The sequence below is a fragment of the Aeromicrobium sp. genome, assembly GCF_037719875.1.
Taxonomy (GTDB): Bacteria; Actinomycetota; Actinomycetes; order Propionibacteriales; family Nocardioidaceae; genus Aeromicrobium.
This window is the reverse complement of sequence record NZ_JBBJMJ010000001.1, coordinates 197,881-211,337: the sequence shown is the minus strand read 5'-3', so window position 1 is coordinate 211,337 and position 13,457 is coordinate 197,881. Positions and strand designations below refer to the sequence as shown.

Annotated in this window: 12 protein-coding genes; all 12 read right to left on the bottom strand. The window is 68.1% G+C overall.

The genetic code is table 11. The features are described 5' to 3' along the window. Positions 1 to 29: 29 nt before the first annotated feature. On the bottom strand, positions 30 to 755 hold the full coding sequence (locus WKF39_RS01185; RefSeq protein WP_340385077.1) for an FtsQ-type POTRA domain-containing protein: 726 nt from the start codon (positions 753 to 755) through the stop codon (positions 30 to 32). Beyond that, positions 752 to 2,146 carry a UDP-N-acetylmuramate--L-alanine ligase gene (murC, locus tag WKF39_RS01180; RefSeq protein WP_340385076.1) on the bottom strand — a complete coding sequence of 465 codons (1,395 nt, stop codon included), beginning with the start codon at positions 2,144 to 2,146 and terminating at the stop codon, positions 752 to 754. The genes WKF39_RS01185 and murC overlap by 4 nt, the downstream gene beginning before the upstream one ends. Next, positions 2,143 to 3,216 carry an undecaprenyldiphospho-muramoylpentapeptide beta-N-acetylglucosaminyltransferase gene (murG, locus tag WKF39_RS01175; RefSeq protein ID WP_340385075.1) on the bottom strand — a complete coding sequence of 358 codons (1,074 nt, stop codon included), beginning with the start codon at positions 3,214 to 3,216 and terminating at the stop codon, positions 2,143 to 2,145. The genes murC and murG overlap by 4 nt, the downstream gene beginning before the upstream one ends. 3 nt (positions 3,217 to 3,219) lie before the next feature. Next, complete coding sequence (ftsW, locus tag WKF39_RS01170) at positions 3,220 to 4,434, bottom strand: putative lipid II flippase FtsW (protein ID WP_340385074.1); 1,215 nt, start codon at positions 4,432 to 4,434, stop codon at positions 3,220 to 3,222. Between the two features lie 174 nt (positions 4,435 to 4,608). Then, entirely contained in the window at positions 4,609 to 6,072 is a 1,464-nt protein-coding gene (murD, locus tag WKF39_RS01165; RefSeq protein WP_340385073.1) for a UDP-N-acetylmuramoyl-L-alanine--D-glutamate ligase, read from the bottom strand. Further along, on the bottom strand, positions 6,069 to 7,136 hold the full coding sequence (mraY, locus tag WKF39_RS01160; protein WP_340385072.1) for a phospho-N-acetylmuramoyl-pentapeptide-transferase: 1,068 nt from the start codon (positions 7,134 to 7,136) through the stop codon (positions 6,069 to 6,071). The genes murD and mraY overlap by 4 nt, the downstream gene beginning before the upstream one ends. Positions 7,137 to 7,187: 51 nt before the next feature. Then, positions 7,188 to 8,534 (bottom strand): UDP-N-acetylmuramoyl-tripeptide--D-alanyl-D-alanine ligase, encoded by a 1,347-nt coding sequence (gene murF / locus WKF39_RS01155; RefSeq protein ID WP_340385071.1) that lies wholly within the window; start codon positions 8,532 to 8,534, stop codon positions 7,188 to 7,190. Beyond that, a complete protein-coding gene (locus tag WKF39_RS01150) occupies positions 8,531 to 10,009 on the bottom strand; it encodes a UDP-N-acetylmuramoyl-L-alanyl-D-glutamate--2,6-diaminopimelate ligase (protein WP_340385598.1) in 1,479 nt (492 codons plus the stop codon). The genes murF and WKF39_RS01150 overlap by 4 nt, the downstream gene beginning before the upstream one ends. Positions 10,010 to 10,149: 140 nt before the next feature. Beyond that, complete coding sequence (locus WKF39_RS01145) at positions 10,150 to 11,898, bottom strand: penicillin-binding protein 2 (protein ID WP_340385070.1); 1,749 nt, start codon at positions 11,896 to 11,898, stop codon at positions 10,150 to 10,152. Continuing rightward, the gene (locus tag WKF39_RS01140) at positions 11,895 to 12,344 is read right to left on the bottom strand and encodes a hypothetical protein (RefSeq protein WP_340385069.1); all 450 of its coding nucleotides are present in this window, start codon (positions 12,342 to 12,344) and stop codon (positions 11,895 to 11,897) included. The genes WKF39_RS01145 and WKF39_RS01140 overlap by 4 nt, the downstream gene beginning before the upstream one ends. Next, on the bottom strand, positions 12,341 to 13,288 hold the full coding sequence (rsmH, locus tag WKF39_RS01135) for a 16S rRNA (cytosine(1402)-N(4))-methyltransferase RsmH (RefSeq protein WP_340385068.1): 948 nt from the start codon (positions 13,286 to 13,288) through the stop codon (positions 12,341 to 12,343). The genes WKF39_RS01140 and rsmH overlap by 4 nt, the downstream gene beginning before the upstream one ends. Continuing rightward, on the bottom strand, positions 13,285 to 13,413 hold the full coding sequence (locus WKF39_RS01130) for a hypothetical protein (protein WP_340385067.1): 129 nt from the start codon (positions 13,411 to 13,413) through the stop codon (positions 13,285 to 13,287). The genes rsmH and WKF39_RS01130 overlap by 4 nt, the downstream gene beginning before the upstream one ends. Positions 13,414 to 13,457: the final 44 nt, after the last annotated feature.

Below are 13,457 nucleotides of genomic sequence, written 5' to 3'. Positions count from 1 at the left end.
TGGCACGACACGCCGCGTTGAGGAGATGACTACTTGCGAGTCGTGGGCTGGTCCGGCGCACTGATGTCGTAGCGCGCCGCATCGATGCGCAGCAGCGCACGCAGCACCGTCAGCTTGTGGCTCGAGTCGGCTCGACTCCCCCACACGACCGTGCGTCCCTTGGTGAGGTTCAGCTCGATCGAGTCCTTGCTCCCGGCACTGATCGCCTGCATGCGGCGGCGCAGGCCCGGATCCTTGTCCTCGATCAGCTGGACCACGGCCGTGACCGCCTCGAGGGTCTGCTGACGCTGACGGGCATCGAACACCGTGACCTCGGCCTTGATCAGCCTCGCGGGTGGTTTCCGGTAGGTCCGGAAGTCGATGCCGTAGCGATCGAGGGCCCGGACCTCGCCACCCACTGAGATCCACGCGACCGGCGTGCGCTCGACAAGGGTGATCCGTGCGGTGTGCAGCCACGACCGGGAGACCTCGACGCTCTCGATCCGCTCCATCGAGGCGACTCGCGCCTCGATCGCGGAGGTGTCGAGCCTCGCGAGCGGCTCGCCGATTCGTACGTCCGCCTCCCGGCGAACCTGCGACTCCTTGAGGGTCGTCTCGCCGTCCACCGCGACACGCCGCACGGCAAGCACGCTGGAGAACGCCACGACCCAGATCAGGGTGGCTGCGATGACGACGGACAGGAGACCCGCGGCCACCCGCTTCCAGCGTCGGCGGCGAAGGTAGCCAGATCGCGCGGCGAACCGATCGTTGCTCACGACAGCGCCGCCAGAACGGCCGGACCCACTGTCGTGATGTCACCGGCGCCCAACGTCAGGAGCAGGTCACCTGGCCGCAGGTCGGGTACGAGTACCTGAGCCAGCCCTTCGACAGGCCCGCCCAGCGACGCCGGTGGACCGTCGACTGCATCCACGATCAGCGCCGACGTCACGGCTGGATCGGGGTCTTCGCGGGCGAGGTAGATGTCGGCGACGATGACCCGATCCGCACCCGAGAGCGCCTCGCCCATCTCGACTCCATAGAGCCGGGTCCGGCTGACAAGGTGCGGCTGATAGGCCACGACGAGCCGGGCCCCCGCCGCGATGGAGCGGGCCGCCGCGAGATCGGCGCGGATCTCGGTGGGGTGATGCGCATAGGAGTCGTAGACGCGTATGCCGCCGGCCGTCCCGAGGTGCTGCATCCGGCGGTTGGCCCCGGTGTAGGCCGTCAGCCCGGCAATCAGCAGATCGACGTTCTGGCCCAGGAGCAGCCCCGCACCCAGTGCCAGCAGCGCATCCTGCGCGTAGTGCGCCCCGGGCACCGAGAGACGTACGGGCCCAAGATCGACTCCGTGGAGTGCGGCCGCGAGTCTGGACTCCGAACCCTCGACGACCAGGTCACGACCACGAAGGTCCGCATCGTCGGCAAATCCGGCCAACAGGACCTCGAGACCGCGCTGGCGCGCCGGGCCGATCAGCGCACGGGCGCCGGGATCGTCTGCGTTGAGGATCACGAAGCCGCCGACCGAGGCGATGAACTCCCCGAATGCCGCCGCATAGGCCTCGACCGTGCCGTAGTTGTCCAGGTGGTCCGCGTCGACATTCGTGACGATCGCGCCTTCGGGCGAATAGTGCAGGAAGGCACCGTCGCTCTCGTCGGCCTCGGCCACGAGCAGGTCACTGCGGCCGATCCGCGCGTTGGCGCCGAGGCTCGCGACCTCGGCACCGATTGCGAAGGACGGCGCAGCTCCGGCGGCGATCAGGGCACACGTCAGCATTCCGGTCGTCGTGGTCTTGCCGTGCGTGCCGGCGACGGCAATCGTCCGACGGCCCTCCATGATCGAGCGCATGCCTGCCGATCTCGGCCACAGGCGGACACCACGGCGCAGTGCCTCGACGATCTCCGGGTTGTCCTCGCGAACCGCGGTCGACGCAATCACGGTGTCGACCCCGTCGAGGTGTGCGGCGTCGTGCCCCACGTAGCACTGGATGCCCTCCGAGCGCAGTGCCTGCACGACCGCCGAGTCGTTGGCGTCGCTGCCGCTGACGACGATGCCCTGCTGGGCCATCAGCCTCGCGATGGCTGAGAGGCCGGCGCCCCCGATCCCAATGAAGTGCACGGCTCCGAGTTCCTGCGCCGGCGGTATGTCGCCGGGGACTGGGATCCTCACTCGCGGGACGCCTTCTGAATCAGCTCAGCGAGCTTGCGGTCCGCGTCTCGCGGCACGATGTCGGACGCTGCGCGCGACATCGCCCGGAGTCGTCCCGGGTGCGACACCAGCGGGATGACGACGTTGTCGATCCATGCGGGAGTCAGCGCCGCGTCATCGATCAGCAGCGCTCCCCCGGCCTGGACCACCGGATGCGCATTGTGCGCCTGCTCGCCGTTGCCGATCGGCAGTGGGACGAAGGCCGCTGGGAGGCCGACTGCGGCGACCTCGGTCACGGTGTTGGCCCCCGCGCGGCAGACGATCAGGTCGGCGGCGGCATAGGCAAGATCCATGCGGTCGATGTACGCCTTGACGACATACGGCGGCGAGCCTGGGCGTCTGTCTATGCGAACCTCATCCGGTCGTCCAGCGCTGTGCAACACCTGGACGCCGGCCTCAGCGAGATCGCGAGCCGCCGCCGAGATCGTCTGGTTGATGCGCCGGGCGCCTTGCGATCCCCCCGTGACGAGCAGGGTCGGTCGGTCCGCGTCGAGCCCGAAGTGGGCCCTGGCCTCGTCCCGGAGCGCGGCCCGGTCGAGTCCGGAGATCTCGCGTCGGATCGGGAGCCCGATGTAGCGCGCGTGCGGGAGATCGGTGTCCGGGAAGCTGGTCGCCACGTGTTCGGTGAACCGGGCGCCCAGCTTGTTGGCGATGCCCGGGATCGCGTTGCCCTCGTGGACCACCAGCGGAATGCGCCGGCGCCGCGCGACCAGATAGGCCGGCACCGAGACGTAGCCTCCGAAGCCCACGATGACATCGGGACGCACGCGGTCGACGACCTCGCCGGTCGCCTTGACCGCGGCACGAAGCCTGGTCGGGACCTGGACCATCGCCTTGCCCGGCTTGCGCGGCAACGGCACGGGTGGAACGAGCTCGAGCTGATATCCGGCCTGAGGGATCAGCGTGACCTCGAGCCCTCGGGGTGTGCCGAGGCAGATGATCTGAGCTCCGTCGTCGCTCAGCACCGCGGCGGTGGCCAAGAGCGGCGACGTGTGGCCGGCGGTACCCCCGCCGGCAAGCAACGCACGCACTCGTCATCCTCTCCGAGACGCCCGGCCGCGGGCACGGCTGGCGCGGCCCGCAGCAAGTGCACGACGAGCTCCGGGTTCGGTCTTGGCACAGTTGATCAGTACGCCCATCGCGACGAGCGTCACCAACAGGCTGGACCCACCGTACGAGATGAGTGGGAGCGGGATGCCGATGACCGGAAGGAGCCCCAGGACCATACCGATGTTGATGACGGCCTGGACCATGATCCAGATCGTGATGCCGGCCGCGGTGTAGCGCACGAACGGATCCTTCGTGCGGCTCGCGATGCGGATGCCGGCGAACGCCACCACCGCGAAAAGTACCAGCACCACGAAGGTGCCGAGCAGCCCGAGCTCCTCGCCGATGACCGCGAGGATGAAGTCGGTGTGCGCCTCCGGGAGGGTGCCCCACTTCTGCCGACTGCCGCCGAGCCCGACACCCCAGAAGCCGCCCCTGGCAAGCGCCATCATGCCGTGGATCGCCTGGAAGCCGGCGCTGTCGGGATCGGACTGCGGATCGGTGAAGTTGAGCAACCGGGCCACGCGGTGTGGTGCCGTGGCGACGAAGAACACGAGCACGACGAATATGCCCGCGATGACACCGCTCATCTGCTTGGCTGGCAGGCCCGCGACCCACAGCATCCCCACGATCAGCGCGAACAGCACCAGCGCCGTGCCGAGGTCGTGCTGGCCGACCACGAGCGCCGCGACCGCTCCGGCAATCGGCACCATCGGCGTGAGGACGTAGCGAGGGGTGCCGAGATACTTCTGGCGACGGGCGTACAGGTCAGCTATCCACAGGACGACGGCGAGCTTGGCGAACTCCGAGGGCTGCAGCTGGAATCCGCCCGGCAACGCCAGCCAGTTGCGGTTGCCGTTGACGTCGACGCCGATGAAGAACGTCGCCACGATCAAGGTGACTGTGGCCAGCAGGAAGGGCCGGATCAGCTTGCGGAGCATCGGCAGCGGGATGCGTGAGGCGGCGATCGCACCGATGACCCCGAGGACCGCGAAGATCAGCTGACGCTGGACGATCGCGAACGAGTTGCCATAGTTGCGGAGCGCGAAGATCGAGCTGGCGCTGAGCACCATGATGAGCCCGAGTCCGAGCAGCAGGGCGGTCGAGCCGAGCACGAGCTGGTAGGAGGCCAGCGGGCGCTCGAGCGTACGCCGTGCGGCCTCGACGATCGCCGGCGCTCGGCGCTCGGCGGTATCGGTCACGTCGCGGCCCTCGAAGACGCCATGAGCCCTGCTTCATGATTCACTCGCTGGCGCTCATTCATGTCGCGAACCTCGTCGGAAACCCAGGATACGAGGACCACGACATGAGCCCTGCTTCATGATTCACTCGCTGGCGCTCATTCATGGTGGTCCTCTGCCTCGGGGAAGGAAGGTTCAGGATCCGCCGCGCAACCGGTGCACCGCCGCGGCGAAGCTGTCGCCACGTGCGGCGTAGTTGCGGAACTGGTCCATGGACGCCCCGCCCGGGGCCAGCAGCACCGTGTCACCCTGACGGGCGAAGGATGCCGCAACCTCGACGACGCGATCCATGGGATCAGTGTCGCCGGTGTCGACCTCGACCACTGGGACGTCGGGCGCGTGTCGCGCGAGCGCCTCGGCGATGACCGCCCGATCCGCCCCGATCAGGATGACGGCCCGCAGCCGGTCACGCGCCGCGATCACGAGCTCGTCGAAGCTCGCGCCCTTCGTCAGGCCGCCGGCGACCCACACGACGTGCTCGAAGCTCTGCAGCGAGGCCTGCGCAGCATGGGGATTGGTCGCCTTGGAGTCATCGACATAGCCAATGTCGTCGATTCGGTCGATCTGCGCGATGCGGTGGGAGTCGGGGGTGAATGTCCGCAGCCCGTCGCGCACGGCTCGCGCGGACACGCCATGGGCGCGTGACAAAGCGGCTGCCGCCAGCGCGTTGGCGACGATGTGCGGGGCCGGCGTCTCTTCCCCGGTCCGGGCGAGGTCGTGGATCGTACCGAGCTCGGCGGCGCTCGAGACCCGACCGGCGATGAACGCGCGGTCCGCGATCGCGTCGTCGACGAGCCCGATCATGCCGGCGGCGGGGATGCCGAGGGTGAAGCCGATGGCGCGGCACCCTTCGATCACGTCGGCCTCCTCGACGAGGCGCTCGGTGACTGGATCCTGGACGTTGTAGACGCAGGCCAGCCGGGTGCGGTCGTAGACACGGGCCTTGTCAGCGGTATAGGCGTCGATCCCACCGTGCCAGTCAAGGTGATCGGGAGCGACATTGAGCACGACACTGGCCTCGGCGGAGATCGATGAGCTCCCGTGCAGCTGATAGCTCGAGAGCTCGACCGCGAGGACGTCGAACGGGTCGGGATTCATCACCGCCTCGAGCACCGGGGTGCCGACGTTGCCCACCGCGATGGCGTTGAGGCCCTCCGCCCGCAGGATCGACTCCAGCATCTGCACCGTGGTGGTCTTTCCGTTGGTGCCGGTCACGGCGAGCCACGGAGCGGCATCCTCGCCACGGAGCCGCCAGGCCAGCTCGACCTCGCCCCAGGTCGGAACTCCGCGGCCGGCTGCCTCGAGCAGGATCGGCGTGCTCGGTGACCAGCCCGGCGATGTGACGACCAGGTCGACCCCGTCTGGGAGCGTCGCGGTCGAGCCCGGACCGATCCTGACGTCGACCCCAAGGATCTCCAGCAGCGTCGCCTTCTCCCCGAGTCGGTCGTCGTCGCCGTCGTCCAACGCGATGACCTCGGCGCCGAGGTGCTGGAGCGTGTCGGCAGCAGCAAATCCGCTGACGCCCAGGCCGCCGACGACGGCACGGATGCCCTCCCATGACGTCCCCCGACCCAGCGATGCGAGATCGGGCCGAGTCATGCGCCGGTGACCCACTCGGCATAGAAGATGCCGAGGCCCGCTGCCACACAGAGCCCGCTGATGATCCAGAACCGCACCACGATCGTGATCTCGGCCCACCCCAGCAGCTCGAAATGGTGCTGCAGGGGGGCCATGCGGAAGATGCGCTTGCCACCGCTCACCTTGAAGAACCCGACCTGCAGGATCACCGACGCGGTGATCGCGACGAACAGACCGCCGATGACGACCAGAAGCAGCTCGGTGCGGGTCATGAGGGCAAAGCCTGCCATCGCGCCGCCGAGGGACAGCGAACCGGTGTCGCCCATGAAGATCTTGGCCGGCGAGGCGTTCCACCACAAGAACCCGAAACAGGCGCCGGTGAGAGCCGAGGCCACCACCGCGAGGTCGAGCGGGTCGCGCACCTCGTAGCACTTGGGCCCCGGATTGAGCGCGGAACAGCTCTGGTTGCTCTGCCAGATGTTGATGATGACGAAGGCTCCGAAAACCATGACCGACGCGCCGGTCGCCAGCCCGTCGAGACCGTCGGTGAGGTTCACCCCATTGCTCGTACCCGCGATCATCATGAGCACCCAGATCACCAGCAGGGCCGTCGGCAGCTCCCAACCCTTGAAGTCTCGGGTGAAAGAAACAGCGTGGGTGATGGGGGTTTGACCGGTGTCGTCCTCCCACCCGATCGCGACCCACGCGAAGATCAGCCCCACCACGACCTGGCCGATGAACTTGGCCTTGCTGCGAAGTCCGAGGTTGCGCTGCTTGAACACCTTGATGAAGTCGTCGAGGAAGCCGATTGCGCCCAGGCCGGTGAACAGGAAGAGCAGCAACAACGCCGACGCGCTGGGCGCGGTCTGGGTCGCAAGCTTGGCGACGAAATAGGCGACGAGCACCGAGGCGATGACGACGAGCCCACCCATCGTCGGGGTGCCGCGCTTGGTGTGGTGGGATGTCGGACCGTCATCCCGGATCAGCTGGCCGTAGCCCTTCTTGACCAGGACCGAGATTGCGAACCGGGTGCCGATGAGGGTCCCCAAGAGGGACAGCGCTCCTGCAATCAGGATGGCTTTCATCGGTCGGCTGGTCCTTTCCCCGGGAGGTTGGGATGCTCACATGAGTATCGGTCAGCCCTGCAGCAGGGCATCGACGACCCGCTCGAGCCGGCCGCCCCTCGATGCTTTCACAAGTATTACCTCGTCCCCGGACAGGCTCGCGGAGAGTGTGTGAACGGCCACATCGACATCCTCGACCTCGACAGCGATATCACCCGCCCCTTCGGCTATGCCCCGAGCGCCCGAGCCCACCACGACCACCCGGGCGAATCCCAGATCTGCGGCGAGCCGGCCGATCTGCAGGTGTGAGGCATGGCTGCCCGGTCCGAGCTCGAGCATCTCGCCGAGCACGGCGACCGCCCGGCCACCGGCCATTCCCGCGACGGCTCGCAGGGCGACCGCCATGGACTCGGGGTTGGCGTTGTAGGCATCATTGATCACGACGAGCCCGTCATGGCGTACGTGCCGCTCCATCCGCATCGAGGTGCGCGAGGTCGCAGTGGCGAGCCGCTCGGCGATCGTCCCGAGGTCGACGCCGAGCGCGACCGCGGCGGCAGCAGCCGCTGCTGCGTTGCACGCCTGATAGGCACCAATCAGAGGGACGGCGGCGCGGACACTACGCCCTGCGCTGGTGAGCGTGAAGGTCGGCGACCCCGCCGCGTCGACTGTGAGATTGCTGATCGCGACGTCCCCGGACTCCCCGAACGTCACGACCGCCCCTTCGGTCCGGGTGGCCATCGCGGCTACGAGCGGGTCGTCGGCGTTGAGCACCACCACACCATCTGGCTGGACTGCTGCGGCGAGCTCACCCTTGGCCCGGGCGATGACCTCGACCGAGCCGAACTCGCCGATGTGTGCCGTGCCCACGTTGAGCACGATGCCGAGGTCCGGCGGCGCGATCGCGCACAGCTTCGCGATGTCACCGAGCGCGCGCGCGCCCATCTCGACCACGAGGTAACGAGTCAGCTCGTCTGCCCGCAGGACCGTGAGGGGAACCCCGAGCTCGTTGTTGAAGTTGCCCACCGTCGCCACGGTCATGCCGTCCGGCTCCAGGACGTACGCCAGGAGGTCCTTCGCGCTGGTCTTGCCGCTCGAGCCCGTGATCGCGACGACGGTGAGGTCCTCCAGGAGGTCCAGCACGTGCCGCGCGAGCCGACCCATCGCGACAGTGACGTCATCGACCACGACGGTCGGGGCATCCACGACACGAGAGGACAGGACGGCCGCAGCCCCGGCCGCCACGGCCTGGGCCGCATAGGCGTGGCCGTCGGTGTGTTCACCGGCCATGGCCACGAACAGTCCACCCGACTCGACGCTGCGGGAGTCCAGGGAGGCCGGAGCATCGATGACGATCGTTTCGTCGCCGAGGACCACGCCATCGGTGATGTCGGCAATCTGACGCAGTGAGAGAGGGATCACGCCCGCTCCCCGATCAGCTCGACCAGCACCTCACGGTCGTCGAAGGGATGCACGATCCCACCGACCTCCTGGCCACGTTCGTGACCCTTGCCGGCCACCACGACGGTGTCGCCGAGGTGCGCCATCGCCACCGCGCGAGCGATCGCCTCCCGGCGGCCGTCCACCTCGACCGCCACACCGGGGCCGGCACTGGCGCCCTCGAGCACCGAGGCTCGGATCAATGCGGCCCGCTCGGTGCGTGGGTTGTCATCCGTGACGATGACGACGTCCGCGTGTCGCGCGGCCGCCTGACCCATCAGGGGGCGCTTGCCGTGGTCACGGTCGCCTCCGGCGCCGATCACGATGATGAGTCGCCCCGCCGTGACCGGGCGGAGAGCCGTCAGCACAGCCGTGACGGCGTCGGGCTTGTGGGCGTAGTCGACGATCGCGGTGAACGGTTGGCCGGCTTCGACGTGCTCCATGCGTCCCGGCACCCCGGTGCTCGCGGCGATGCCGGCGGCCAGCTCCCCTGCATCGTGACCTGCCTCGGACAACGCGGCGATGACAGCCAGCGCGTTGGACACGTTGAAGACACCGGGCAGAGGGACGGAGAGGTCGATCGCCACACCGCCGGGTCCCAGAACCTCCAGGTCCGTGCCGACCCGGTGCGGTCGTATGTTGACCGCACGCCAGTCCGCCGAGCTTCCGTCGGTCGAAAAGGTCGTGACCGGTAGCGGGGTGAGCTCGCGCAACCGACGCCCATGCGGATCATCGATGTTGATGACCGCCCGCCGGGCGTGCTGCGGCGTGAACAACGCGGCCTTCGCGAGGAAGTAGTCCTCGAGATCGGTGTGGAAGTCGAGGTGGTCGCGGCCGAGGTTGAGGAAGACCGCGACGTCGAACACGAATCCGTCGACCCGACCCTGGACCAGGGCATGACTGGACACCTCCATGGCACACAGCTCGACTACCTCCTCGCGCATGACCGCGAACAGCGCCTGGAGCTGCGGGGCCTCCGGTGTCGTCAGCGACGAGGCGGCCGGGACCTTGGCGATTCGGGTCCCGATCGTGCCCACGACGGCGGACACGCGATCGCCGAGCGCTGCTTCAGCGAGGTAGGTCGTGGTGGTCTTGCCCTGCGTGCCGGTGATGCCGACCGTCGTGAACGAGCTGCTGGGGTTGCCGTAGAACCTGCTGCTGAGTGCGGCCAGGGCCTTTCGCGGCTCGTCGACCACGATCATCGGCAACCCATCGATGAGCCCCGCGCCATCTGGATCGGTCAGCACCGCCGTGGCCCCCCGGTCGAGGGCCGCCACGGCGTAGGTCGCGCCGTGGGCCCGCGCGCCGGGCAGCGCGGCATAGAGGTCACCCGGCTCGAGCTGATGGGTGTTGAGCGAGATGCCGGTGACCGCTGCCTCGTCGGTGGCAACGGCGTCGAGCTCGGCAGCCAGCTCCGTGAGGCTCCACCGCGGCGTCTCCCGTGGACGGACCCGCATCTCCTCAGTCACCCCCCCAACCTATCCCCCCGCTGACGGGTCACTTTTCGTCCCCCGACGGGTCAGTTGTTGACTGCGTCACCGGACGGTTTGTGACCCGTCATAGGACGAAAAGTGACCCGTCAGCGTGGGTGGGGCTTTTACCACGTCTGGTCGACCTTCGGATTCTTCGCGCCGCTGGGTGCGACGCCGAAGCGCTCGAGCGCCATCGACATGATGTCGTGGAAGACCGGCGCTGCCGTCGAGCCGCCGCCGGCGTTGCTGTAGGGCTTGTCGAGCACGATGTACGTCAGGAACCGCGGGTTGTCGGCCGGGGCGAAGCCCATGAACGACACGGTGTTCTGTCCGCGGATGTAGCGGCCCGTGGCCGGGTCGACCCGCCACGCTGTGCCGGTCTTGCCGGCGACCCGGTAGCCCTTGATGGACGCCGCGGGAGCGGTGCCGTCCGGAGCTGTGACGGCCTCCATCATGCGGGTGACGGTTGCCGCGGCGTCCTTGGAGACCACGCGCTTGCCGGGCTTGGACGGGATCTCGGCCTTTTCGCCGTCTGCGCCACCCGCGCTGCTCACGACGGACGGCTCGCACATCTTGCCTGCGTTGGCGATCGCACCGACCGCGCGCACCATCTGCATCGCTGTCACCGAGATGCCTTGGCCGAACGAGATCGTCGCGTGATTGGCCTTGGTCCAGTCCTTGCCGTTCTTGAGGATTCCGTCCGACTCCCCGGGAAGGTTGACACCCGACATCTGGCCGAAGCCGAACCTGCGGAAGTAGTCATACATCGTCTGGTTGCTCATCTGCTGGGCGGCGACGATCGTGCCGAGGTTGGACGACTTGGCGATGACGCCTGCGGCGGTCAGGTGCAGCGTGCCGTGCTCCCAGTAGTCGCCGATCGGGAACTTGTCGATCGTCATGCCAGAAGGGACGACGATCGGGGTGTCCGAAGCGACCTTTCCCTGGTCCGCCAATGCGGCCATCGTGATGGTCTTCATGGTGCTGCCAGGCTCGTAGACGTTCTGCACACCCCGCGAGACCGTGTTGGAGTCGACCATGCCGGTCCCGGTGTCGGCGTCGAACGTCGGCGCCTGCGACATCTGCACGATCTGGCAGGTCTTGGTGTCCATCGTGATCGCGAGCCCGAAGTCCGAGCTGGACTCACGCACGGCGTCTGCCAGACGCTGGTCGGCGTACCACTGCAGATCGCGGTCGATCGTGGTCTTCACGCTGCCGCCCGGCACCATCTCGGTGACTGTGCTGTCGGCCATCGGGATCCGCTGGCCGGTCGGCGAGACCTCGTAGGTGCTGGAGCCGTCCGTGCCGGTCAGGGTCTTGTCATACTTCTGCTCGACGCCGGCGACGCCCTTGCCTGCGCCGTTGATGTAGCCCAGCAGGTTGGCCGCGAGCTTGCCACCGGGGTAGGTCCGCAGCGTCTCCTTCTCGCTGAACACACCGGTCAGCTTCGCATCGCTGATCGCCTTCAGCGCCTTGTTGGCCGTCCACGCAGGCACGTCGCGCACGAGGTAGACGAAGCGCGAGTCGGGTGTGCGCAGCTTGTCGATCATGTCGAAGTAGTCGATCCGGCTGCCGAGCTTCTGTCGCAGGATTCGAGCGATCTGTGGGGCGACGGCCGCGGTCATCTTGGGGTCGGCTGTCAGCGTCAGTCCATCGACACTCGACGCGAGCTCGACGCCGTTGCGGTCGAGGATCGCCCCGCGGGGCGCAGGAACCGTGCTCTTGGCGGTGCCGGCCTCGACCGCCATCGCAGCGTATGCGCTGGCGTCGAGACCTTGGATCTGGAAGAGCCGGATGCCGAAGACCCCGAAGACCCCGATCACCACGGCGAGACAGACCCGCAGGCGCCGCCGGGATTTGACCTTGCCTTCGCTCACGGCGTCACGCTCCTGATGTTGCTGCTGCCGGGTTTGGCCGCCTCGGGCTTGCCGAGCACCTTGCCGTCTGCGAGGCGCAAGAATGCCGGGTTGGTGTTGGGCACCATGCCGAACTGGATGGCGCGACGCGCGACATTTGCCGGGCTCTGCAGCTGGTCGACCTCACGCGCGAGCGCCTGCTGCTGCGTATCGAGCACGGCCGCCCTGCGGTTGAGCGCCTCGGCCTCGAATGACTGAGCCTGCAGAATCGTGCTCATCACGATCAGCCCGACCAGGCCGATCGACAGGACCGTGAGGATCACCACGACGAACGGCGCCTTGCGGGCCCGGCTGCGTACGGGCCGCACGAGCCGCATTCCGGCGGACTTGGCAGTCTCCGGCAGGAGACCGGGATTGGCAGCCATCCGCTGGAACGAGGCCGCGGCCGACGCGATCTGACCGCTCATGCTGCGATCCGCTCGACGAGGCGATGGCGGAAAGACCTCGCACGGGTGTTCTCCTCGATCTCGCCTTCTGTCGCCATCTCGGCGCCGCGGGTCACGAGCCGGAACCTCGCCTCGTGCCCCTCGGGCACGAACGGCAGGTCCCGCGGGACATCGGTGGTCGTGACCTCGGTGAAGGCACGCTTGGTGATGCGGTCCTCGAGCGAGTGGTAGGCCAGCACCACGACGCGGCCTCCGGGTGCCAACACCTCGAGCGAGGCCGGCAGTGCCCGGCGATAGACGCCGAGCTCGTCGTTGACCTCGATCCGGAGGGCCTGGAACGTGCGCTTGGCGGGGTTGCCACCGGTGCGGCGGGCAGCGGCCGGGATCGACGTACGGATGAGGTCGACGAGCCGGGCGCTGTTGGTGAAGGGCTCGCGGCTCCGCTCGGCGACCACCGCGTCGGCGATGCGCTTGGCGAACTTCTCCTCGCCGTACTCCCGCAGGACCTTGGCGATGTCGCGCGACGTGTAGGTGTTGAGGATGTCCGCGGCGGTCAGCTCGTCCTCGGGGTTCATCCGCATGTCGAGCGGGGCATCCTGGCTGTAGGCGAAGCCCCGGTCGGCGCGGTCGAGCTGCATCGAAGAGACGCCCAGGTCGAACAGCACCCCGGACACGGTCCGGAAACCGGCCTCGGTGACGGCGTCAGCGATCTCGTCGTAGACGGCGTGGGCGAACGTGACCCGATCGCCGTAGGCAGCCAGGCGGTCCTTGGCTCGGGCCAGCGCCTCCGGATCGCGATCGACGCCGATGACGTGCAGGTCGGCGAACCGGTCGAGCATTGCTTCGGTGTGACCGCCGAGCCCGAGGGTCGCGTCCACCACGACCGGACGGTCGACCGCGACCGAAGGCGCGAGGAGGTCGAGAACGCGCTCCAGGAGAACTGGTACGTGGCTCGCCTCTGTCATAGCAGACCCAGCAAGAGCGCAATGAGGAGCGCGAGCACCACCGAGGAGCCCAATGAGAACAGCATGAGCGCGACGCCGTCGGCAACCTCGTGCCGTACGCGCCTCGTGCTCGTGTCGATCCTCATGTCCACTCGTCCTGTCCGTTGTCGGTGCCCGGCTGATGTCCTGC